This is a genomic window from Agromyces neolithicus, from assembly GCF_039529735.1.
In the GTDB taxonomy this organism is placed as follows: domain Bacteria; phylum Actinomycetota; class Actinomycetes; order Actinomycetales; family Microbacteriaceae; genus Agromyces; species Agromyces neolithicus.
In genome coordinates this window covers 36,858-59,612 of the sequence record NZ_BAAANJ010000004.1, presented here as the reverse complement: position 1 = coordinate 59,612, position 22,755 = coordinate 36,858, and the positions used below count along the sequence as shown (strand labels likewise).

Genomic DNA, 22,755 nt, shown 5'->3' with positions numbered 1-22,755 from the left:
CGGCATCGAGCGGCGCGACTCAGTCATCGATCCTCCAGACGTCGACCGGCGCGCCGGCCGGCAGTTCGTCGACGCCGACCGGCAGGTGCACCAGCACGGTCGCATTCGCGTAGGCATGCAGCAGGTGCGAGCTCGGTGCTCCGACCTCGACCGCGCCGTTGCCGTCGATGACGCCGCGGCGCACCTGGTGCTTGCCCATGGGCGAGGTCACCGGGTGGGCGAGCTTGAGGTGCGCGCGGGGGCGGTCGGGGGCGAGGCCGGCGAACGCGCGCAACACGGGTCGCAGGAACAGCTCGAACGAGACGAGTGCGCTCACCGGGTTGCCGGGGAACGTCACGACGGGCACGCCGGGGGTTCCGGGCGAGAGGATGACCCGGCCGAGTCCCTGCGGGCCCCCTGGCTGGATGCCGACCCTCACGAACTCGACGCCCCGATCAGCCAGCGCGTCGCGCACGACCTCGAACGCACCGGCACTCACTCCGCCCGTCGTGATCACGAGGTCGACGAGTCCGGCTTCGGCCTCGAGGGCGTTGACGACGGCGTCGGGGTCGTCGGGCGTGAGCGCGTCGCGCACGAGCGCGCCGGCCTCTTCGATCGCGGCGCGAAGCATCGGGGTGTTCGCATCGTGGATCTGCCCCGGTTCGAGCGGCGCGCCCGCCGGGCGCAGCTCGTGCCCGGTCGACAGCAGCAGCACCGTGATGCGGCGGCGCAACGCGACCTCGGTGATGCCGGCGGCGGCGAGCGTGCCGAGCTGGGCGGGCCCGAGGCGCGTGCCCGCGGGAAGCAGCACGGCGCCGCGGGCGACGTCGGTGCCGATCGCGCGCACGAACGTGCCCGGCTCGACCGGGTGCGCGAACCGCACGGTGGTGCCGGCCGGCACGTCGTGGGCGCCGTTGCCGAGGCCCGGGAATCGCGCGGGATCGGCCGCCTCGACGGGCACGATCGCGTCAGCGCCGAGCGGCACGGCCGCGCCCGTCATCACGGGCGACGCCGTGCCGCGCGCGTGCGTTCGGATCGGGTCCCCCGCCGCGGTGGTGCGCCCGACGGGCAGTTCGACGGGCTTCTCGGGCCGGGCGGCCGCGAGGTCGGCCGAAGCGACCGCGTACCCGTCCATCTGCGAGTTCGCGAACGCGGGCAGGTCGCCGGGGGCGAGCACGTCGTGCGCGAGTACCCGCCCATGGGCGCGCACTCGGCCGTGAGGGCCTGCGACGGCGTCGAGCGCGAGCACCTCTGCATCGTCGGCCGCCTCGAGCGACGCATGCAGCGGGGCGAGCAGCTCGCGCACCGCGCGTTGGTGTTCGACGAACGTGCGCATCGTGCCTCCGAGGCTCAGCCGCCGGCGAACGGCGGCAGGATGTCGACCCGGTCGGCGAGCGGATGTCCCGCCTCGCGCCGCACCGTGCCGTCGACCAGGAACGAACCCGAGCGCAGCACCCGTTCCATCGAGGTGCCGTAGCGCGCGATCAGTTCGTCGCGCAGTGCACCCAGGGTTGCCCCGCCGGTGAGTTCGAGCCGCTCTTCTTCGACGCCGGCCGCGTCGGCGGCGGCGGCGAAGTACCGAACGGTCACGAGTGTCATGGCCATGATGCTACTCGGCGCGACATGGCCACGGTCGGGTCGACCGCGAATACGGCGCCGCGAGACGTCGGCACCCGGAATCTGGCGCAGAACCCTCGAACACATGCTCTGGGTATCTGCTTGGGTGACGTCGGCGTGCGCATGGCGCAGGGCCACGGAGATCGGTTGTGGTCTCGCGCGATCCGCGGCGACGGTGCGGGGGTGCAGACCTGGATTCCATCTGCGGCGCGGCGAGCGCGGTCGTTCCTTAGGACGCCGCGGCTTCCGCTGCCTTCTTCAGGTCGGCGTTGACCTGCTCGAAGTTCTCGTCCAAGGGCGGGATCTTCCGGGCGACGAACGGGTAGAACGGGCCGCCGATGCGCTCGACGACGACCACTCGCGTGCCGCCAGCCTCGCCGCTGAGGGAGCACGTGCGAGTGAACATCGCATTGCCCAACGTCAGGCGCGAGTTTGGCTCGAACTCCTTGATCTTCAACGAAAACGTGCGGCTCGGGTCGAGTGTTGAGACGAGCTTGATCTTCGAGCCGAGGGCGATCTGGCCATCCAGGGAGACGACCGTCGAGTTCCACCTCGGGATCTCTGCTGCAGTGGTCAGCAGTCGCCATACCGTGGCGGCGTCGGCGTCGATGTGTTGGGCGATGCGGGTGGAGCGACTGAACGTGGTGCGGGTCGTCGAAGCGACTCCATCGGACGCAGTGGTGGACATGTGATTCCCCGTTCTCTGCCTGAGGCCGATTGTAGAGCGCACGGTCACCGTTGGAGCGGATTCGTCGGATCGGGTTCCGGCGGGACGCCGCCGAGGACGATGCCGACTCCTTCAGCGACAGATGAACCACCATCGGCGGCGCAGACGCGTCATGAGGTACATACTTGGCGCCAACCACGACCGCGTGCGCACAGAACACGACCCCGAGCAGCATTGCGCCCCATGCGACGCGATGGGCCGCCGGGCGTGACAGCGTCCGCTCCTGGCGACGACGATTGAGCGTCGAGCTTCACCTAAGCAGATCGGTAGAACACGTGTTCGATTTCTGGTATGCTCGGAACATGAGCGAAGACCGGTCGAATCCCAGATCAGATGGTGATTCTACCGGTCATGGCGCGGCCGGCTCCCCTGGTGAACGCTCGCCGTATGCGATTGCGCAAGACGGGCTTTCCGAGCTGGTCGGGGCGTCGGTGCACGCGCAGCGTATCGAGGCGATGCATGCGGCGTTGCGGGTCGATGTGCTCTTCCTCGCGGTGAGTTATGCGGTGCGCAGCGCCGAGGCGTTCGTCGCGGCATCCCTTTCGCCCGAGCGGCGACGCGAGATGGCTCGCCGGGCCGTGACCGCCGAGCTCGCGACCGCGCTGCACCTGCCCGAGCGCACGGTGCAACGCCAACTCGACGAGGCCACAGCCCTGTCGACCCGGCTGCCTGCGACACTCGGGGCATTGCGCGATGGGTCGATCACGATGGCGCATGCCCGGGTCGTCGTCGAGCAGACCACTGATCTCGGCGACGACGATCGTGACGCGTGTGCCCGGCTCGACGAGCTGCTCGCCGAGTTCTCGACATCGCACACCGCGGCCACCGTGCGGCGCAAAGCGCTGCGCCTGCGTGAACAGGTCATCTCCGAGACCATCGCCGAACGGCACCGCAAGGCCCGTGCGAAGCGGCGGGTCGAGTTCGAGGCCGCCGCCGACGGCATGGCCTGGCTGCACGCGTTCCTGCCCATCGACGACGCGAAACTGATCTTCGACCGCCTCGACCGGGTCGCGTGCGTGAACCGCGACGCGCGCAGGCCTGAAGAGGTGGCACCCGCGACGCACTCGTCGAGCGCCGAAACCACCGGCATCGACCAGGTTCGTGACGAACAGCTCACCGCCGATCAGGTACGCGCCGACACGGCCCGCGACCTGCTGCTCTACGGCACCCTCGATGATCAGTCGGCGCTGGCCGACGCGGTCGCCCGGGTACGGCCGAGCGTGCACCTCACCGTCCCGGTGCTCACCGCGATGGGCGAGTCCGAAGCTCCCGGCCTGCTCGAGGGCTACGGCCCGATCCCACCCGAGATGGCGCGACGCCTCGCAGCCCGGGCACCATCGTTCACCCGCATCCTGACCCACGCGGTCGCCGGTACCGTACTCGACGTCGACCGGCGCAGCTACCGCCCGCCGGCCGACCTCGCCCGCTGGCTCGAAGTCCGCGACGGCACCTGCCGATTCCCCGGCTGCAACCGCCCCGCCCGACGCAGCGACATCGACCACACCATCGACTACGCCGACAACGGTCGCACCGCCCACCACAACCTGGCGCACGTCTGCGCAGCGCACCACCATCTCAAACACGAGACCTCCTGGTCGGTACGACACATCGGCCAAGGCTCGCTCGAGTGGACCTCACCCGCGGGCAACACCCACGAGACGCACCCCGAGAACCCGATCCCAGACCGGCCACCGCCGTTCTGACCAGGTCGGGGCGCCTCCCCTCCGCGCGAACGTACAATTGCCGCATGCGCGCACGCCCGGCACCACTGGTCGAGCCGTCGGCGCCGCTCAACCCTGAGCGCATCGCCCGGTTCAGTCGCCAGATCATGCTGCCCGGCTTCGGCGAGCTCGCGCAGCGCCGCCTCGCCGCGGCACGGGTGCTCGTCGTCGGCGCGGGCGGGCTCGGCAGTGCCCTCGTGCCGTACCTCGCCGGTGCGGGCGTCGGCACGATCGGCATCGCCGACGACGACCTCGTCGAGCTCTCGAACCTGCACCGCCAGGTGAGCCACGGCCTCGCCGACGTGGGCCGCCCCAAGGTCGACTCGCTGGCCGACACCGTCGCCATGATCGACCCCGAATGCCGGGTGGTGCGCCACACCGAGCGGTTGAGCGCGGCGAACATCCGCGACATCCTCGCGCGGTACGACGTCGTCGTCGACGGCAGCGACAACTTCCCCACTCGCTACCTCACGAACGACGCCGCCCTGCTCGAGGGCAAGCCGCTCGTTTGGGGAGCGATCCTGCGGTACCACGGCCAGGTCGGCCTTGCGTGGCACGCGTATGGGCCGACGTATCGCGACCTGTTCCCGCTGCCGCCGTCGCCCGACGAGGTGCTCTCGTGCGAGCTCGGCGGCGTGCTGCCGAGCCTGTGCGCCACGGTCGGGGCGCTCATGGCCAATGAGGTCCTCAAGCTCGTCACCGGAATCGGCGAGCTGCTGCTCGGCCGGGTCATGACGATCGATGCGCTGTCGGGTCGCAGTCGCGAGATCGCGTACGAAGCGATAGCCGATGCCCCGGCGGTCACGTCGCTCATCGACTACGAGGTCTTCTGCGGCGTCGACGGCGCCGCGAGCGCGGCGCAGGCAGCGACATCCGGTGCCCCGATCTCAGCCGCCGAACTGCTGCGGCGCATGCGCAGCGGTGAGCCGCTGCGGCTGCTCGACGTGCGCGAACCCATCGAAGCCGCGTTGCGACGCATCGACGGCAGCGAACTCGTGCCCCTCGGCGAACTCGCCGCCGGAGCTGAACCCGTGCCGGGCGACGGCGCGCTCGTCGTGTACTGCGAGCAAGACACCAGGTCGCGGCGTGCGGCGCGACTGCTGCGCGAACGCGGGCACGCCGACGTCGTGTACCTCGCCGGAGGCATCGACGCATTCTCGTCGGTCGCGGGCGAACTCGTGCACCGCTGACCGACGATCACCGATCATTGATCGATCACCACGCGAGAGGTCCGCATGAACGCACAGCACGCCGTCGTCACCGCCGAGCCCATCGACGAGACTGCCGTGCGCGCGGCCGTCGAGGCTGACGCAAGCGGGGCGACCGTGGTGTTCCTCGGGGTCGTGCGCAACCACGACGGCGGACGCGATGTTCTCTCGCTCGACTACCAGGCGCACCCCGAGGCCGAGCGGTTCCTCGCAGAGTGCGTGCGACGCATCGCCGACGACACCGGGCTCCCGGTCGCAGCCGCCCATCGCGTGGGCGAGTTGCGCATCGGCGACGCCGCACTCGTGGCCGCGGCATCCGCCCCGCATCGTGCCGAGGCGTTCGACGCGTGCGAACGCCTCGTCGACCTGATCAAGCAGCAGGTGCCGATCTGGAAGCGACAGCACTTCACCGACGGCGTGTCGGAGTGGGTCGGGCTCTGAGCGTGCGCGGCGTGCGCGCCGGTGACTGAGCGGTTCGCGCCGAACTCAGCTGGCCCGGTTCAAGAACTCGAGCGTCAGGTCGGCCACCTCGTCGGGTGCGTCGTCTGGGAGGAGTTTCCCTGCGTTGTCGACGAAGCCGAACTCGATGCGGTCGGCGAACCGTTCGGGCTGTGCGCACAGGCGGCGTACGAGCGGCTCGTTGAACCGGGTGTCGACCCGACCGAACGCGAAGAGTGTCGGAATGGTCAGGTGCATCCGTTTGTACACGCCTCGGCTCAGCTGCATCGACTCGGGGACCACCATGCCGCGGTAGAGCGCGCGCACCGCCTGATCGATGTCGGAACGTTGCATGGGCGCGAGGTGGGCGTCGATGATCGCCTCGGGCGTTCGCCTCGCGCAGTATTGATCGGCCCACACGCCCCGGAGCGAGTCTCCCGGGCGATGCCAGAGCAGCTTCGGCATGTGCCGGAACGCCGAGATGAGCTTCGGGCTGAACGAGATGAATCCGGGCGGCACCGAGAGCTGCACCGCCTGCCGAACTCGTTCGGGATGGGTGTACGCGAGCTGCATCGCGGTGATCGCGCCCATGTCGTGGCCGACGACGTGGGCGCGTTCGATGCCGAGCGCGTCGAGGATGGCGAGCAGGTCGCGCATTCGCGTTTCACGCTCGATGCCGGAGTCGTCGGCTTCGGTCCAGCCGGCGCCGCGCAGGTCGGGGCAGATCACGCGGTATCCCGCCGCGGCGAGTCGGGGTGCCACCTCTCGCCACTGCCACCAGTGCAGGGGAAAGCCGTGCAACAGCACGATGGGCTCGCCGTCGACGTCGCCGAGCGTTGCGACGTGCGAGCGCAGCCCGCGGGTCTCGACGACGAGGTGTGCGAAGCCCGGTGCTTCGGGCAGAGGTGGGGTCCACGCGGACCGGCTCGCGACGTGTGGCCGCGCGTCGTCGTCGGGGAGGGACCGGAGTTCTGGCGTGTCCATGATGACCCCCTCGTCATTGTCGGACTACTATATTTATAGTACTCCCGATGATTGGATGTGTCCATGGCGGCGACCAGGGAACGCGCGCTCGAGGCGGCCGTCGAGCTGCTCGGCACCGAGGGCATCCGAGCGCTCAGTCACGCGCGCGTCGACACGCGGGCCGGGCTTCCCGCCGGCTCCACCTCCAACTGGTTCCGCACCCGGCGGTCGCTCCTCGCCGGCATCGTCGAATGGATCGCGGTGAACGAACGGGCCGAGTTCGACCCGGCGCTCATGCCCATGCCGACCGACGCCGAAGCCCTCATCGCGGTACTCACCGCGGTGCTCGAGCTGCAGACCGGCCAGCACGCCGCGCGTACCCGGGCCCGCTACGCGCTCTTCCTCGAGCTCGCCGCCGACCCCGACCTCGGCGAACCGCACCGGCGACAGCGGCGCGAGGTCGAGCGCCTCGCCGAGCAGCTCGTCACCGCTGCCGGCGTGCCAGAGCCGGTGCCGTCGGCGCGGGCGCTCATGGCGCTCAGCGACGGACTCGTGTTCCACCGCCTCACGATCGACCCGACGCTCGACCTGCGCCCGCCCATCGAACGAGCCGTCCGCGCGCTCGTCAATCACTGAGTCGAAGTCAGCCGCCGAGGTACGACATCTCGGGCTTCGGACGGGCCGCCCGCAGCTCGGGCGTGAGCGTCGCACGCACCTCGGAGTAGCGGTCGTCTCGGGCGCCCCAGATCGAACCCATCGCTGCGGCGAGTGCCTCGTCGTCGACGCCCCCGCGCAGCAGTGCGCGCAGGTCGTGCCCTTCGGAGGCGAACAGGCACGTGAAGAGCCTTCCCTCGGTCGAGATGCGCGCCCGGTTGCAGGTGCCGCAGAACGCGTTCGTGACGCTCGAGATCACGCCGATCTCGCCGCCGCCGTCGACGTAGCGCCACCGCGCGGCGGTCTCGCCGGGTGCCGCAGCGCCGATGGGCTCGAGCGAGAGTTCCGCGCCGATGAGCTCGACGATCTCGGCCGAGGGCACGACCTCGTCGAGCCGCCAGCCGTTCGAGGTGCCGACGTCCATGTACTCGATGAACCGCAGCGTGAAGGGGGAGTCCTTGAAGTGCCGGGCCATGGGCAGCACCTCGTGGTCGTTGAGTCCGCGCTTGACGACCATGTTGACCTTGACCGGGCCGAGCCCGGCGTCGTGCGCGGCCTGCATGCCGGCGAGCACGCGGTCGACCGGGAACCGCACGTCGTTCATCGACTGGAACACGGCGTCGTCGAGTGAGTCGAGCGACACCGTGACCCGGGTGAGCCCGGCCGCCTTCAGCGCCGCCGCCTTGACCGCGAGCGCGGATCCGTTGGTGGTCAGGGCGATCTCGACGGGCTCGCCGTCGGGAGTGCGCAACGCCGCCAACCGCTCGATGAGCTCTTCGATGCCGCGGCGCAGCAGCGGCTCGCCGCCGGTGAGTCGCAGCTTGTGCACGCCGTGGGCGACGGCCACGCCGGCGATGCGGGTGATCTCGTCGAAGGTCAGCAGCTCGTCGCGGTCGAGGAACGCGTAGCCGCGCCCGAACACCGACTTCGGCATGCAGTACACGCAGCGGAAGTTGCACCGGTCGGTCACCGAGATGCGCAGGTCGCGCATCGGGCGGGCGAACGCGTCGGTGAGCGCTGCGGGGAGCGCGCCCGTGGACGGCAGGCGACGCGCTCGCGGGGCTGCGGCGGTGTGCACGGGTAGCAGGGTGGTCACGGGTCACCCCCTTCGGTGGCGTCTACGCTAACACCGCATCATGCGTGCGCGGCGTGACGTGGCGTGGCGCTCCACGCTCGGGCCGCGCTGCTGTCGTCCGAACTGCAGGAACTTCGCCGAACACGCCGGAGTCTTCCCGGCCGGCTCCGGCGTGTCGCGCGATTCTTCCTGCATTCGCCAGAGCTCTGGCATTCGGCGGGGCTCGAGCGGGCGGCTACAGCGTGCGTACCGAGACATCCGTCGGCGCGACGTGGAATGCAAGGCGCGCGCCGGTGCTCAGGTCGAGGCCGACGGCCGCGGTCGATGGCACGTCGATCGCGAGGTCGGGGTGCTGGTCGGTGACGATGCGCACGCCGCCGCGGGCCGGCTCGAGCGACGCGACGGCCCCGATCCAGGTGTTGTCGACGGGCTGCGACGGGTCGACGGGCCGCGACGGGTCGGCGGGCTGCGACGGCCCTGCAGCCTGCGCCGGGTCGACGGATGCCGCAGCGCGCGCATGCACCGACGCCGGGCTGAACACGACCGAGGCCGGGGTGCCGACCTGCAGCGCGTCGCCCGTGCCCCGCAGCACGATCGGGCCGCCCGCCCCGGCGATGCGCACGGCGTCGCGCGCGACGGCGACGCCGGTGAGCAGGTTGACGCCGGCGAGTGCGGCCGCGAACGGCGTGCGCGGATGCCCGAGCACCTCGGCGGTGGGCCCCTGCTGCACGATGCGCCCGGCCTGCAGAATGGCGGCGCGGTCGGCGAGCACGATCGCGTCGAGGGGGTCGTGGGTGACGAGCAGGGTCGGGATCGCGAGGCTCGCCCGCTGCTCTGAGACGAGGCGGCGCATCGCCGCGGCCGCCTGCACGTCGAGCGCGGCGAACGGTTCGTCGAGCAGCAGCACGTCGGGGCGCGCCGCGAGCGTGCGGGCGAGTGCGACGCGCTGTTGCTGGCCGCCCGAGAGCGCCGACGGCAGGCGGCGTTCGAGTCCGGGGAGTCCGACGCGTTCGAGCCAGTCGGATGCCACCGCGCGCGCATCACGCTTCGGCACGCCGTGCGCGCGGGGGCCGAACGCGACGTTCTCGAGCGCGCTCAGGTGCGGGAACAGCAGTGGGTGCTGGCCCAGCAGCCCGACCGAGCGCTCGGCCACGTCGACGTCGACGGCGACGTCACCGCCGTCGTCATGCTCGACCCCGCCGGTCGCAGGGGCGCGCGCGAGCACGCGCTCGCCGATGCGCACGACCCCGGCGGTGGGCGCCCGATGGCCGGCGATGGCCGCCAGCAGGGTCGATTTGCCCGAGCCGTTCGGACCGAGCACGGCCAGCACCTCGGATGCCGCGACCGCGACAGCGACGTCGAGCGTGAAGTCACCCACCCGGGCGACCACCCGGGCCTCGAGCGCTCCGCCCGCCTCGCGGGTCATCGTGGGGCGTCCTCACGCCAGCTGCGCATGAGCACCAGCACCGCGATCGCCACGAGGATGAGCATGAGCGACAGTGCGATCGCGATGTCTTCGCTGACGCCCGCCCCGTTGAACGCGGTGTAGATCGCCAGGGGCATCGTGCGGGTCGTGCCGGCCGAGTTGCCCGCGAACAGCGCGGTCGCCCCGAATTCGCCGAGTGCGCGTGCGAAGCACAGCACCGTGCCGGCGAGCACGCCCGGCGCCACGAGCGGCAGCGTGATGCGCCGGAACACCGTGAACCGGCGGGCGCCCAGCCCGGCGGCAACCGTCTCGTAGCGGGTGCCGGCCGTGCGCAGCGATCCCTCGACTGTGATCACGAGGAACGGGAGGGCGACGAACGTCTGCGCGATCACGACCGCGGTGGTCGTGAACGGGATTCGCACGCCGAGTACGCCCAGGGTCTCGCCCAACAGGCCGCTTCGGCCGAGCAGCGCGAGCAGCGCGATGCCGCCCACGAGCGGCGGCAGCACGAGCGGCAGCGTCGTGAGGGTGCGCAACACGGCGGCGATGCCCCTCGAACTGCGGGCGATGACCATCGCGAGCGGAACGCCGAGCACGACGCACACCGCGGTCGCGATCGCCGCGGTCACGAGCGAGAGGGTGAGTGCCTGCAACGCGGCGGGCGACGCGACCGCGGCGGGCACCTGCGTCCAGTCGAGGCGCACGAGCAGCGCGACGAGCGGCAGCACGAGCACCGCGACGGCGACCGCAGCGGGAACGTACAGCCACAGGGGAAACCGCCTCGCCGCCCCCAGGTCGTCTCGACGGGTGTCGCCGGCGACGGCCGCGACGTCGGAGGAGGCCATGGTCGTCACGGCGAGCCGAATCCGAACGACGCGAGCACCGCTCGGCCTTCGCCAGACGTCACGAACTCGACGAACGCGCGCGCCGCCTCGGGGTTCGCCGCGCCGGTGAGCGCGGTGATCGGGTAGACGTTGGTCGCGGCATCCGCGTTCTCGATCTCGACGCCGTCGACCTCGCCGCCGGCCGCCGCGACGTCGGTGGCGTACACGAGCCCGGCATCGGCCTCGCCGCGCTTCACCTTGGTGAGCACGGCAGTCACGTTCTGCTCTTCGCTCGCGGGCCGCACGATGATGCCGGCGTCGGCGATGAGGGCCTGGGCGGCGGCACCGCACGGCACCTCGGGCGCGCACAGCACCACCGTGATCGGCAGGCCGTCGGCGGTCTCGGTCGCGCCGTCGGCGAGGTCGTCGAGCCCGTCGATGCCGAGCGGATCGCCGGGCGCGACCGCGATCTCGAGCAGGTTCGTGGCGAAGTCCACGGGTTCGACGGCGAGGTCGGCCTCGATCACCTTCTGCATGTTGCGCTCGTCGGCCGAGGCGAACACGTCGGCCGGCGCGCCCTCGATGAACTGCGTCACGAGCACCGACGAGCCGTCGTAGGTGATGGGCAGCACGTCGAGACTCGGGTGCCGCGCCTCGAAGCCGGTCGCGAGCTCGTCGAACGCCGCCGTCAGCGAGGCGGCGGCGAAGACCGTGAGCTCGCCGCTGAGTTCGCCGCGCGCCTCGCTCGCCTCGCCGGCCCCCGGACGGGCATCGCCGTCGGCCTGGCCGGTGCACGCGGTGAGCGTGAGCGCGACCAGTGCGGCAGGCAGCAGGGTGCGAGCGAGCGGATGTCTCATGCGCGAGGCCCCTCGCCGGTCTCGACGACGACCATGGTCGCCTTGACGACGGCCACGGCGCGCGAGCCGACCTCGAGATTCAGGTCGCGGGCTGCCTCTGCCGACATCAGCGAGACGACGCGGTGCGGCCCGCTCTGCAGCTCGACCTGCGCCATGAGCCCGTCGATCTCGACGCGCGTGACGAGCCCGACGAACCGGTTGCGGGCGCTGCGCCGCATCGGGCTGTGGTCGTCGGCGGCCGTCGCGATGGCCACAGCGCGTGCGGCGAGCTCATCGCCGGGCACGACCTGTCGACCCGAGTCGTCACGCCCGGCCGTGAGCACGCCGTCGCGCACCCAACGGCGCACGGTGTCATCGCTCACCCCGACGAGCGCGGCTGCCTCACTTATCCGATACTGCGTCATGAAAGCGACGATAGATCCGCAGGTGCGGAGATTTCAAGCGGTCCCGCTGATCGGGCGTGCCGCGTCCTCCTCGACGAGCTGCAGGATGCGCGCGGCGACGCTCACCGCGATCGCGGCCGGGTCTTTCGACGCGATGCCGTCGATGCCGATCGGCGTCGTCACGCGGGCCAGGTCGGCTTCGTCGTGCCCCGCTTCGGTCAGCTGCGCACGGAACCTCGCCCACTTCGAACGCGAGCCGATGAGCCCGATCGACCCGAGGCCCGGAGTGTTCAGCGCGGCCTCGACGATCGCGAGGTCCTCGCCGTGGTCGTGCGTCATCACGAGCACGTGCGCGCCGTCGGGCAGGTCGGCCAGCGACGCTTCGGGAACAGGAAGGTGGTGCACGTGCACCGTCGCCACCGCGTCGCCGAGCACCGCGAGCCGCTCGCCCGCGAGCATCTCGGCGCGCGAGTCGACGATGTGCAGTTCGAGCTGCTGCCGGCTGAGCACGCGCGCGAGCTCGAGGCCGACGTGGCCGATGCCGAAGATCGCGACCGACGGCACGACCCGCACGGGTTCCAAGAGCATGGTGACCTCTCCTCCGCAGCATTGCACGCCGTAATCGGTGACGGCCCGGTCGCTGAGCGTCAGCGTCAGCAGGTCGGGCTCGGCGGCGCCCGACGCCAGCATCGCCCGTGCCCGGTCGACCGCGGTCGCCTCGAGGTTGCCGCCGCCGACGGTGCCGAAGAGCGAGTCGGTGCCGACGACCATCTTCGCGCCGCCGTTGCGCGGCGCGTGGCCGCGCACCATCGCGAGGGTGACGATCACGAACGGCATGCGCGCGGCGCGCAGCCGCTGCACTGCGTCGACCCAGTCCACGGCACGCCTCCGGCTCAGGTGTCGGATGCGACGAGCGGTTCACGCGTCGACCGCGCGGTCGCGGCATCCGATTCGGTCGTCTCGCCGGTCGCGCCGGCAACCGAAGACGCCGACCCGGCCTGCCGCGCCTCGCGGATCGCCATGAACACCGCCTCGGGCGTCGCCGGCGAGCGCAGGTCGACGCAGTGCCCGGCGGGCGCGAACGCGGCGACCGCCTCGCGGATCGCCTCGCGCACGCTGAACGCGAGCATGAGGGGCGGCTCGCCGACCGCCTTCGAACCGTAGACCGCGCCGTCTTCGGCGGCGTGCTCGACCAGGTGCACGTTGAACACGTCGGGCAGTTCGGCGAAGCTCGGCAGCTTGTAGGTGCTCGCCGACTGGGTCAGCAGCCGGCCGCGGCCGGGCCCGTCGGTCTCGTCCCAGCGCAGTTCTTCGAGGGTCAGCCAACCGGCGCCCTGCACGAATCCGCCCTCGATCTGTCCGAGGTCGACGAGCGGCGAGAGCGAGTCGCCGACGTCGTGCACGATGTCGACCCGGCGGGTGCGGTAGGCCCCGGTGAAACCGTCGACCTCGACCTCGCTCGCCGCCGCGCCGTAGGCGAAGTACTTGAACGGCGTGCCCTGCATGCGCTTCGTGTCCCACGCGAGGCCCTCGGTGCGATAGAAGCCCGCGGCCCACAGCTGCACCCGCTGGTGGTAGGCCGCCTGCACGATCTCGGCGAACGAATACGAGCGATCGGATGACCCGGGGCCCGACACCCGACCGCCGGCGAACGACACGTCGCGCGCATCGACCTCGAGCAGCCCGGCCGCAACCTCGGCCAGGCGCGCGCGGATCTGCTCGCACGCGGCCTTGACGGCGCCGCCGTTGAGGTCAGCACCCGACGACGCGGCCGTGGCCGAGGTGTTCGGCACCTTGTCGGTGCGCGTCGGGGCGAGGCGCACGGCCTCGATCGGCAGACCCAGCGCGGTGGCGGCGACCTGCAGCATCTTCGTGTGCAGGCCCTGGCCCATCTCGGTGCCGCCGTGGTTCACGAGCACCGAGCCGTCTTTGTACACGTGCACGAGCGCGCCGGCCTGGTTGTAGGCGGTCAGGGTGAACGAGATGCCGAACTTCACGGGCGTGATCGCGAGCGCACGCTTCTCGTCGGGGTGCGCCGCGTTGAACGCGGCGATCTCGGCGCGCCGGGCGTCGAAGTCGCTCAACTGGCGCAGCTCGTTCCAGATGCGCCGCAGCCGCTCGGCGTGCCGCACGGGCTGCCCGTACGGCGTCGACTGACCCGGCTCGTACAGGTTGCGCTCGCGCAGCGTCGCGGCGTCGATGCCGAGCGCGGGTGCCGCCCGACCGAGCACGTCTTCGATGACATGCATGCCCTGCGGCCCGCCGAAGCCGCGGAACGCGGTCTGCGAGGTCTTGTTCGTCTTCGCGATGCGACCGTGCGCGGCGAAATCGGGGATGAAGTACGCGTTGTCGACGTGCAGCAGGGCACGGCCGAGCACCGGCTCGGACAGGTCGAGGCTCCAGCCGCCGTCGGAGGTGAGCGTCGCGTCGAGCGCGAGGATGCGCCCGTCGTCGTCGAACCCGGCCTTCCACTCGACGTGGAACGGATGCCGCTTGCCGGTCATCGTGAGGTCTTGCGTGCGGTTGAGGCGCAACCGCACGGGCCTGCCGGTGAGCGTCGCACCGAGCGAGGCGATGGCCGCGAAGCCGTGCGGCTGCATCTCTTTTCCGCCGAAGCCGCCGCCCATGCGCAGCGCCTGCACGGTGACCCGGTGGCTCGGCACGCCCAGCACGTGCGCGACGATCTCCTGCGTCTCGCTCGGGTGCTGCGTGCTGCACTCGACGAACACCTGCCCCTCGGAGTCGACATGCGCGAGCGACGCGTGCGTCTCGAGGTAGAAGTGCTCTTGGCCGCCGACCTCGGTGACCCCCTCGAACACGTGCGGCGCAGTTGCGAGCGCCGCGGCCGGATCGCCACGCTGCACGTTCGGCGAGATGCCCTGGAACGACCCCGCCGCGATGGCCTCGGCGACCGTGATGATCGAGGGCAGCGTCGTGTACTCGACCGTCACCGCGGCGGCGCCGAGGCGCGCGGCCTCGGCGGTCTCGCCGAGCACCCACGCGAGCGCGTGGCCGTGGAACATCGCCTCGCTCGGGAACAGCGGCTCGTCGTGCTTGACGCCCGCGTCGTTGATGCCCGGAACGTCGGCGGCGGTGAGCACCCGCACGACGCCCGGCACGTCGAGTGCCGGCCGTACATCGAGCAGCACGTGCGCGTGCGCCTGCACCGACTGCACGGGCCACGCCGTGAGCACGCCTGCCGTGCGGGCGGCGAGATCGTCGGTGTACATGGCCGTGCCCGTCGAGTGCATCGCCGCGCTCTCGTGCGGCATGGGAACGCCGACCACGGGGTTCGCCGGGCGTGCCGCGAGGTCGCTCATGCCGGCACCTCCGCTTCGGCCGCCGCGATCGGGTGCGTGCGGTGCAGTTTCAGCAGTGCGCCCTCGAGCATCAGCGCGCGATACTCGGCGCTCGCGCGATGGTCTGACATGGGCGTGCCCTCAGATCCGAGCACGGATGCCGCGTTGCGGACGATCTCGTCGTTCCACGGTTGCCCGAACAGGGCCGCCTCGGTGGCGCGAGCGCGGATGGGGGAGGCGGCCACGCCGCCGAGCCCGATGCGCGCCGAGGCGACGACGCCGTCGTCGATGTCGAGTGCGAAGGCGATCGCGACACTCGAGATGTCGTCGTAGCGGCGCTTCGCGATCTTGTGGAACGCCGTGACGTGCGCGAGCGGCAGCGGGATGCGCACCGCCCGGATGAGCTCGTCGGGACGCCGCACCGTAGTGCGGTACCCGGTGAAGTAGTCGGCGAGGTCGACCTCGCGCTCGCCGTCGGCCGAGGCCAGCACGACACGCGCCTCGAGGGCGAGCAGGGCCGGCGGGGTGTCGCCGATCGGCGAGCCCGTGCCGAGGTTGCCGCCGAGTGTCGCGCGGTTGCGGATGAGGGGCGAGGCGAACTGCGGGAACACCTCGTCGAGCAGCGGCACCCGCCCGGCGAGCCGCCGCCCGATCTCGGAGAGCGAGAGCGCGGCGCCGATCTCGATCGAGGCGTCGCCGACGGTCAGTGCGCGCAACTCGGGCAGCCGCTCGATCGCGACAGCGAGCCCCGCCCGCTGACCGCGCAGGTTCACGTCGACGCCCCAGTCGGTGCATCCGGCGACGACCACCGCGTCGGGTTCGTCACGCACGAGCCGCAGCGCCTCGTCGAGCGACATCGGGCGCACGAAGCGGGCGCCGTCGGCGGCGAGCCGGGTGGCGACGGGCTCGGGCGCCGGACGGGCACGGCGTTCGGCGAGCGGGTCGGCGGTTTCGGGCGCGCCGAGCTCGAAGGCGGCGTCGCGGATCGGCCGGTAGCCCGTGCACCGGCAGAGGTTGCCGCTGAGCGCGTGCAGATCGAAGCCGTTCGGGCCGAGTTCGCCGTGGTCGTGGTCGTGGTCGTGGTGCGAAGCGCCGTCGGCCGGCGCTCGCCCGGCGCGGTAGAACTCGGCGGCCATACTGCACGCGAAGCCCGGGGTGCAGTAGCCGCACTGCGAGCCGCCGCCCGCGGCGAGCCCGGCCTGCACCGGATGCGGTGCCGCCGGGGTGCCGAGCCCCTCGGACGTGACCACCTCTTGACCGTCGACCGCGGCGGCGGGCACGAGGCACGCGTTCACGGCGGTCCACTCGGTGCCGCCGTGCTCGTCGGCGGTGGCGAGCAGCACTGCACACGCCCCGCACTCGCCCTCGGCACAGCCCTCTTTGCAGCCTGTGAGCCCCAGCCCGCGCAGCGCGTCGAGCAGGGTCGTGTGCGCGGCGACACCCGGCAGCGGGCGGGCCTGCCCGTTGACCGTCACGACGATGTGATCCATGCTCGAACTCCTCGTGACGGGAGTCTACGCCGCGCCGATCCCGGTGTTCCGGTACCCACGCGCTCGCTTCTGCGCGAAGATGAAGCAGAGTGTGTGAGCGACATCCCCAGAAGGGAGCGGAAGCCGCATGAGCATCGAGATCGACAGCGAAGTCGAGGTCGCAGGCGGGGGTGAGATCCTCACCGACGAAGCCCTCGCCTTCGTCGAGCAACTGCACCATCGGTTCGACGCGCGCCGGCGCGAGCTGCTCGCCGCGCGGTATGAACGCCGCGAGCGCATCGCCGCGGGCGAGCAGCTCGGCTTCCTGCCCGAGACCGCCGACATACGGGCCGCCGACTGGAGCGTGCCGCCAGCACCAGAAGCCCTCACCGATCGACGCGTCGAGATCACCGGTCCCGCGATGCCCGCGAAGATGGCCATCAACGCGCTGAACTCGGGAGCGCGAGTATGGCTCGCCGACATGGAGGACGCGTCGAGTCCGACGTGGGCGAACGTCGTCGGCAGCGTGCGCAACCTGCGCGACGCGGCGCGCGGCACGCTCGCGTACACGTCGCCCGAGGGCAAGGCCTACGCACTGCGCACCGATGTGCGCCGGCCCACCGTCGTCACCCGGCCACGCGGCTGGCACCTGCCCGAGAAGCACGTGCTCGTCGACGGCGAACGTGCCTCGGGGGCGCTCGTCGATTTCGGGCTGCACTTCTTCCACACGGCGAAGTTGCTCATCGACGCTGGCGACGGCCCCTTCTACTACCTGCCGAAGCTCGAGAGCCACCTCGAGGCGCGCCTCTGGAACGATGTGTTCGTGGTCGCGCAGGAGGCGCTCGGCATTCCGCGCGGCACCGTTCGGGCGACGGTGCTCATCGAGACGATCACCGCGGCGTTCGAGATGGACGAGATCCTCTACGAGCTGCGTGAGCACGTGTCGGGCCTCAACGCGGGCCGCTGGGACTACCTGTTCAGCATCATCAAGGTGTTCCGCGACGCCGGCCCCGAGTTCATCGTGCCCGACCGGGCGTCGGTGTCGATGACGGCGCCGTTCATGCGCGCCTACACCGAGCTGCTCGTGAAGACCTGCCACCGGCGTGGTGCCTTCGCCATGGGCGGCATGGCCGCGTTCGTGCCCAACCGCGCCGACCCCGACGCCACCGCCGTCGCGTTCGAGAAGGTGCGCGCCGACAAGACGCGCGAGGCGAACGACGGATTCGACGGGTCGTGGGTCGCCCACCCCGACCTCGTGCCGGTGTGCCGTGAGGTGTTCGACGCCGTGCTCGGCGACCGGCCGAACCAGCTCGACCGGCAGCGCCCCGAGGTCGAGGTCACCGCGGCGCAGCTGCTCGACATCGCGGCGGAGGGCGGCGAGGTCACCGAGGCGGGTCTGCGCACCAACCTGTCGGTCGGCGTGGCCTATACGGCGGCCTGGCTCGCCGGAAGCGGCGCCGTCGCGCTGCACAGCCTCATGGAAGATGCCGCGACCGCCGAGATCTCGCGCTCGCAGGTGTGGCAGCACGTGCAGCACGGTGTCGTGCTCGCCGACACCGGGCGCACGATGACCGCACGACTCGTGCGCGAGGTCTTCGACGAAGAGCTCGAGTTGCTGCGCGCCGACACCCCGCCCGATCGGTTCGCCGCGTACACCGTGCCGGCAGCGCGACTCGTCGCCGAACTGTGCCTGGCCGACGAGTATGTCGACTTCCTCACTCTTCCCGCCTACGAGCTGCTGGAGTGAGCGTGACCACCTCGCTCAGCACCGCCGATCTCGCCGCGATCGACGCCCACCTCAGCACCACCGACGACCTGCTGCGCACCGCGTATCCTGGCGACGACGGGTCGCGCCAGCCCGTGCACACCGTGTACGTGCCCGCCGACCGGTTCACCCCCGAGCTGCCGACCGCATGGCGACGCATGGTGCGCGACGCCGTCGACGACGCCGGCGGACTCGATGCCGTCGCGAAGCTCGTCGGCCTCGATTCGGCGCTCGCCGACGAGGTCGTGCCGCGCGTTCGCGAGAAGCTCGCCGTCGAACCCATCGAAGACCTGCGCATCGACTTCGAAGACGGCTACGGCGACCACGGCGACGCGGCCGAAGACGCCGAGGCCATGCGCGCCGCCAAGCGCGTCGCCGCCGCGGCGGGGGCCGGATTCGCGCCGCCCTTCATCGGCATCAGGTTCAAGTCGTTCGAAGCCGAGACCCGGGCCCGGGGTATCCGCACGCTCGATCTCTTCATCGGCGCACTCGTGGAGCACGGCGGCCTGCCCGACGGACTCGCGCTCACCCTGCCGAAGGTGTCGACGGTCGCCCAGGTCGAGGCCGCGGCCGAGGTGATGACCGTGCTCGAGCGTGCGCACGGGCTGCCGCACGGGCGGCTGCGGTTCGAGGTGCAGGTCGAGACGCCGCAGCTCGTGCTCGGTGTCTACGGCTCGTCGCCGGTGGCACAGCTCGCGCTCGCCGTGCCCGGCCGCATCAGCGGGCTGCATTACGGCACCTACGACTACAGCGCTGCACTCGGCATCGCGGCGCAGTACCAGTCGATGGAGCATCCCGCCGCCGACCTCGCGAAGGGCGTCATGCAGCTCGCCGTGGCCGGCACGGGCATTCGGCTCTCCGACGGGTCGACGAACATCCTGCCGGTCGGCGGGCGCACCGCCGACGCGTGGCGGCTGCACGCACGACTCGTGCGCCGGTCGCTCGAACGCGGCTTCTACCAGGGCTGGGACCTGCACCCCAACCAGCTCGTCACGAGGTACCTCGCGACCTATGCGTTCTACCGCGAGGGCTGGCCCGAGGCATCCGAACGGCTTCACGACGCTCGCACCGGCACCACCGGCGGGGTGCTCGACGAACCGGCCACGGTGCGCGCGCTCGCCGGGTTCGTGCTGCGCGGCGTGCGCTGCGGCGCGATCTCGGCCGACGAGGTCGCCACCGCCACCGGCATCGACGAGGCGACCCTCGCCGAGCTCGCACACCCGAAGCGTCACCAGGAGGCGACATGAGCTACTACACGCCAGCGGGCGGCCTGCCCGCGCAGAGCGAACTGCTCACCGACCGGGCCATCGTCACTGAGGCGTACACCGTCATTCCCAAGGGCGTGCTGCGCGACATCGTGACGAGCAACCTGCCGGGGTTCACCGGCACGCGCGCATGGATCCTCGCGCGTCCCATCGCCGGGTTCGCCACGACGTTCTCGCAGCTCATCGTCGAGATCGCGCCCGGCGGAGGCTCCGACTGGCCTGAGCGCGAGGAGGGAGTCGAGGGCGTCGTGTTCGTGACGACCGGCCAGCTCACGCTCGAGCTCGAGGGCGAGCGATTCGTGCTCGAAGCCGGCGGCTACGCGTACATCGCGGCAGGCGCCGACTGGGCGATCTCGAACGAGGGCAACGAGCGCACGAGCTTCCACTGGATCCGCAAGGCGTACGAGCCGCTCGAAGGCTACGAGGTCGCCTCGTTCGTGACCCGCGACCAGGATGTCGCACCCCGGCCGATGCCCGGCACGAACGGCGCATGGGCGACCACCCGGTTCGTCGACCCCGACGACCTCGCGCACGACATGCACGTGAACATCGTCACGTTCCAGCCCGGCGGGGTGATCCCGTTCGCCGAGACGCACGTCATGGAGCACGGCCTGTTCGTGCTCGAGGGCAAGGGCGTCTACCGGCTCAACGGCGACTGGGTCGAGGTCGAGGCGGGCGACTTCATGTGGCTGCGGGCGTTCTGCCCGCAGGCCTGCTACGCGGGCGGGCCGGGGCCGTTCCGCTACCTGCTCTACAAGGACGTGAACCGCCAGGTGCGGCTCACCGGCCCCGATCTCGCGAGGGCGGCGAGCCGATGGGGGTGAGCCGGCGATGGCGGTGAGCGAGCGGATGTCCCGTGCGGGTGCGGTCGCGACATCCGAACCGTTCGATCTCGTGGTCAGGGGCGAGCGGGTGCTCGTCGGCGGCGAAATCGTGCCCGCCACCGTCGCCGTGCGCGGCGGCGTGATCGTGAGCGTCACCACCGACTCCGGCACTGATGCTGTTCTGGCATCAGTGTCGGAGTCTGCCGCCACCCGCACCATCGTGCTCGCCGACGACGAGGTGCTCATCCCCGGACTCGTCGACACGCACGTGCACGTCAACGAGCCCGGGCGCACCGAGTGGGAGGGGTTCGCCTCGGCGACCCGGGCGGCCGCAGCGGGCGGGGTCACGACGATCGTCGACATGCCGCTCAACAGCATTCCGCCGACGACCACGGTCGACGCGCTCGCCGTGAAGCGCGCGGCGGCCGAAGGGGCGGTCTTCGTCGACGTGGGGTTCTGGGGCGGCGTCGTGCCCGGCAACCTGGGCGACCTCGCACCGCTCGTCGAGGCGGGAGTGTTCGGGTTCAAGTGCTTCCTCGTGCACTCGGGCGTCGACGAGTTCCCTCCCGTCACGGTCGACGAGCTCGAGGCGGCGATGCGGGTGCTCGTCGACGCCGACGACTCCCTGCTCATCGTGCACGCCGAAGACGCGGCGCTCATCGACGGGGCACCGCACCCGCACAGCACGTCGTATGCCGACTTCCTCGCGTCGCGGCCTCGCGCGGCCGAGGGCGCCGCGATTGCGGCGGTCATCGAGCGGGCGGGGCGCACGGGCGTGCGCGCGCACATCCTGCACCTGAGCGACGCCGACGCGCTCGACCGCATCGCCGCCGCGAAGCGCCACGGAGTGCGGCTCACGGTCGAGACCTGCCCGCACTACCTGACGCTGTGCGCAGAAGACGTTCCCGCGGGAGCGACGGCCTACAAGTGCTGCCCGCCGATCCGCGAAGCAGGCAACCGCGACGCGCTCTGGCGCGGCCTCGCGTCGGGAACGATCGACTTCGTGGTCTCCGACCACTCGCCCGCACCGGCGTCGATGAAGTTCGCCGGCGACGGTGACTTCGCCGAGGCGTGGGGCGGCATCGCATCGGTGCAGCTCGGACTGCCGCTCGTATGGACCGAGGCGCGCCGCCGCGGCGTCGCGCTCGCCCGGGTCGTCGAATGGATGTCGCAGGCTCCGGCCCGGCGCGTCGGTCTGGACTCGAAGGGCGCGATCGCCCCGGGCCGCGCCGCCGACCTCGTCGTGTTCGCGCCCGATGAGCGCTTCACCGTCGACGCCGAGGCGCTCGAGCACCGGCACCCCATCACGCCCTACGACGGGCGGGAGTTGACGGGGGTGGTGCGCACGACGCTGCTCGCGGGCGAGCCGGTCGACCGGTCGGTGCCGCGAGGGCGACTGTTGCGGCGAGGGGTGGAGCGGTGACTGTCTCACTCGAGGTGTTCAACTCGGCCACGCGGTCGCAGGCGATCGCGATGCTGCGGCCGTGCCTCGACGTACCGCGTTGGTGTGCAGCGCTCGCCGATGGGCGACCGTACGGCTCGGTCGGCGATCTCGTCACGACGGCCGAGTCGGCTGCGTCGCCGTTCACCCTCGACGAGGTCGACGGTGCGCTCGCGCAGCACCCGCGCATCGGCGAACGGCCCACCGGCTCGCACGCCGAGGCCCGGTTCTCACGCGCCGAACAGGCCGGCATCGGCTCGCCCGAGACCGCGGTCGCCGAGGCGATCTCCGAGGGCAACATCGCCTACGAGAAGCGGTTCGGACGGGTGTTCCTGATCCGCGCCGCCGGCCGATCGGCGTCCGAGATCCTGGTCGCCCTCTACGAGCGACTGGGGCACACCGACGACGAGGAGCTGCCCGTCGTCGCCGAGCAACTGCGCCAGATCGCGGTGCTTCGACTGAAGGGCCTTTTCGAATCATGAGTACCTCGCGCATCACCACCCATGTGCTCGATGCAACGAACGGCCGGCCGGCGCCGGGCATCTCGGTCGAGCTGCAGCAACACCAGGGCGGCAGCTGGCATCGTGTCGCGGCATCCGTGACCGACGACGACGGTCGCATCTCGCAACTCGGACCCGACGATCTGAAGCCTGGGGAGTACCGGCTGCGGTTCGACACCGGCACGTGGTTCGCCGGGCGGGGGATCGACACGTTCTATCCCGAGGTCGTGCTCACCGTGCGCGTCGTCGACGACGGGCGGCACGTGCACGCCCCTCTGCTGCTGAGCCCGTTCGCCTATTCGACCTATCGAGGGAGTTGA

22 protein-coding genes are annotated in these 22,755 nt (G+C 71.4%); 10 read left to right on the top strand and 12 right to left on the bottom strand.

The features are described 5' to 3' along the window. Positions 1–19 precede the first annotated feature (19 nt). The 3 genes from ABD164_RS05575 to ABD164_RS05565 all read right to left on the bottom strand — a co-directional run bounded on the left by ABD164_RS05575 (position 20) and on the right by ABD164_RS05565 (position 2,284). Positions 20–1,315, bottom strand: coding sequence for a molybdopterin molybdotransferase MoeA (locus tag ABD164_RS05575; RefSeq protein ID WP_344294286.1), 1,296 nt, complete (start codon positions 1,313–1,315; stop codon positions 20–22). Positions 1,316–1,329: 14 nt separating this feature from the next. Beyond that, positions 1,330–1,578: a MoaD/ThiS family protein gene (locus ABD164_RS05570; protein ID WP_344294284.1), complete on the bottom strand. Its 249-nt coding sequence runs from the start codon at positions 1,576–1,578 to the stop codon at positions 1,330–1,332. Between the two features lie 247 nt (positions 1,579–1,825). Continuing rightward, on the bottom strand, positions 1,826–2,284 hold the full coding sequence (locus ABD164_RS05565) for an SRPBCC family protein (RefSeq protein ID WP_344294282.1): 459 nt from the start codon (positions 2,282–2,284) through the stop codon (positions 1,826–1,828). Positions 2,285–2,625: 341 nt separating this feature from the next. Here ABD164_RS05565 and ABD164_RS05560 point away from each other — a divergent pair, with 341 nt between their 5' ends. The 3 genes from ABD164_RS05560 to ABD164_RS05550 are packed head-to-tail and all read left to right on the top strand — an operon-like array spanning position 2,626 to position 5,693. Then, positions 2,626–4,026, top strand: a complete 1,401-nt coding sequence (locus ABD164_RS05560; RefSeq protein ID WP_344294280.1) for an HNH endonuclease signature motif containing protein — start codon at positions 2,626–2,628, stop codon at positions 4,024–4,026. Positions 4,027–4,070: 44 nt separating this feature from the next. After that, positions 4,071–5,234: a ThiF family adenylyltransferase gene (locus ABD164_RS05555; protein WP_344294278.1), complete on the top strand. Its 1,164-nt coding sequence runs from the start codon at positions 4,071–4,073 to the stop codon at positions 5,232–5,234. 45 nt (positions 5,235–5,279) lie between these two features. After that, on the top strand, positions 5,280–5,693 hold the full coding sequence (locus tag ABD164_RS05550) for a molybdenum cofactor biosynthesis protein MoaE (RefSeq protein WP_344294276.1): 414 nt from the start codon (positions 5,280–5,282) through the stop codon (positions 5,691–5,693). 45 nt (positions 5,694–5,738) lie between these two features. Here the strand turns inward: ABD164_RS05550 and ABD164_RS05545 are convergent, their stop codons facing one another. Continuing rightward, on the bottom strand, positions 5,739–6,674 hold the full coding sequence (locus tag ABD164_RS05545) for an alpha/beta fold hydrolase (RefSeq protein ID WP_344294274.1): 936 nt from the start codon (positions 6,672–6,674) through the stop codon (positions 5,739–5,741). Positions 6,675–6,737: 63 nt separating this feature from the next. Here ABD164_RS05545 and ABD164_RS05540 point away from each other — a divergent pair, with 63 nt between their 5' ends. Continuing rightward, a complete protein-coding gene (locus tag ABD164_RS05540; protein ID WP_344294272.1) occupies positions 6,738–7,289 on the top strand; it encodes a TetR/AcrR family transcriptional regulator in 552 nt (183 codons plus the stop codon). Positions 7,290–7,296: 7 nt separating this feature from the next. Here ABD164_RS05540 and moaA read toward each other — a convergent pair whose 3' ends face one another. The 8 genes from moaA to ABD164_RS05500 all read right to left on the bottom strand — a co-directional run bounded on the left by moaA (position 7,297) and on the right by ABD164_RS05500 (position 16,661). Next, complete coding sequence (moaA, locus tag ABD164_RS05535) at positions 7,297–8,403, bottom strand: GTP 3',8-cyclase MoaA (RefSeq protein WP_344294270.1); 1,107 nt, start codon at positions 8,401–8,403, stop codon at positions 7,297–7,299. 214 nt (positions 8,404–8,617) lie between these two features. Then, positions 8,618–9,808, bottom strand: a complete 1,191-nt coding sequence (locus ABD164_RS05530) for an ABC transporter ATP-binding protein (RefSeq protein WP_344294268.1) — start codon at positions 9,806–9,808, stop codon at positions 8,618–8,620. Beyond that, on the bottom strand, positions 9,805–10,653 hold the full coding sequence (locus ABD164_RS05525; protein WP_344295061.1) for an ABC transporter permease: 849 nt from the start codon (positions 10,651–10,653) through the stop codon (positions 9,805–9,807). The genes ABD164_RS05530 and ABD164_RS05525 overlap by 4 nt, the downstream gene beginning before the upstream one ends. Before the next feature lie 5 nt (positions 10,654–10,658). Continuing rightward, on the bottom strand, positions 10,659–11,489 hold the full coding sequence (gene modA / locus ABD164_RS05520; protein ID WP_344294266.1) for a molybdate ABC transporter substrate-binding protein: 831 nt from the start codon (positions 11,487–11,489) through the stop codon (positions 10,659–10,661). Beyond that, on the bottom strand, positions 11,486–11,893 hold the full coding sequence (locus ABD164_RS05515) for a TOBE domain-containing protein (protein WP_344294263.1): 408 nt from the start codon (positions 11,891–11,893) through the stop codon (positions 11,486–11,488). Before ABD164_RS05515 ends, modA begins: the two co-directional genes overlap by 4 nt. Before the next feature lie 33 nt (positions 11,894–11,926). Beyond that, positions 11,927–12,751 carry a xanthine dehydrogenase accessory protein XdhC gene (xdhC, locus tag ABD164_RS05510; protein WP_344294260.1) on the bottom strand — a complete coding sequence of 275 codons (825 nt, stop codon included), beginning with the start codon at positions 12,749–12,751 and terminating at the stop codon, positions 11,927–11,929. A gap of 14 nt (positions 12,752–12,765) precedes the next feature. Beyond that, positions 12,766–15,192: a xanthine dehydrogenase molybdopterin binding subunit gene (xdhB, locus tag ABD164_RS05505; protein ID WP_344294258.1), complete on the bottom strand. Its 2,427-nt coding sequence runs from the start codon at positions 15,190–15,192 to the stop codon at positions 12,766–12,768. Continuing rightward, positions 15,189–16,661: a xanthine dehydrogenase small subunit gene (locus ABD164_RS05500; RefSeq protein WP_344294256.1), complete on the bottom strand. Its 1,473-nt coding sequence runs from the start codon at positions 16,659–16,661 to the stop codon at positions 15,189–15,191. The genes xdhB and ABD164_RS05500 overlap by 4 nt, the downstream gene beginning before the upstream one ends. A 127-nt stretch (positions 16,662–16,788) precedes the next feature. On the opposite strand from ABD164_RS05500, the gene aceB reads away from it, so the two are divergent. Genes aceB through uraH form a run of 6 tightly spaced genes read left to right on the top strand, consistent with a single transcriptional unit; the run spans position 16,789 to position 22,755 of the window. Next, positions 16,789–18,387 (top strand): malate synthase A, encoded by a 1,599-nt coding sequence (aceB, locus tag ABD164_RS05495; RefSeq protein WP_344294254.1) that lies wholly within the window; start codon positions 16,789–16,791, stop codon positions 18,385–18,387. 2 nt (positions 18,388–18,389) lie between these two features. Continuing rightward, a complete protein-coding gene (locus tag ABD164_RS05490) occupies positions 18,390–19,652 on the top strand; it encodes a DUF6986 family protein (protein ID WP_425545915.1) in 1,263 nt (420 codons plus the stop codon). Next, positions 19,649–20,494 carry a bifunctional allantoicase/(S)-ureidoglycine aminohydrolase gene (locus ABD164_RS05485; protein ID WP_344294250.1) on the top strand — a complete coding sequence of 282 codons (846 nt, stop codon included), beginning with the start codon at positions 19,649–19,651 and terminating at the stop codon, positions 20,492–20,494. The genes ABD164_RS05490 and ABD164_RS05485 overlap by 4 nt, the downstream gene beginning before the upstream one ends. A 25-nt stretch (positions 20,495–20,519) precedes the next feature. After that, positions 20,520–21,917 (top strand): allantoinase AllB, encoded by a 1,398-nt coding sequence (allB, locus tag ABD164_RS05480; protein WP_344294248.1) that lies wholly within the window; start codon positions 20,520–20,522, stop codon positions 21,915–21,917. Further along, entirely contained in the window at positions 21,914–22,417 is a 504-nt protein-coding gene (gene uraD / locus ABD164_RS05475) for a 2-oxo-4-hydroxy-4-carboxy-5-ureidoimidazoline decarboxylase (protein WP_344294246.1), read from the top strand. Before allB ends, uraD begins: the two co-directional genes overlap by 4 nt. Then, positions 22,414–22,755, top strand: coding sequence for a hydroxyisourate hydrolase (uraH, locus tag ABD164_RS05470; RefSeq protein ID WP_344294244.1), 342 nt, complete (start codon positions 22,414–22,416; stop codon positions 22,753–22,755). Before uraD ends, uraH begins: the two co-directional genes overlap by 4 nt.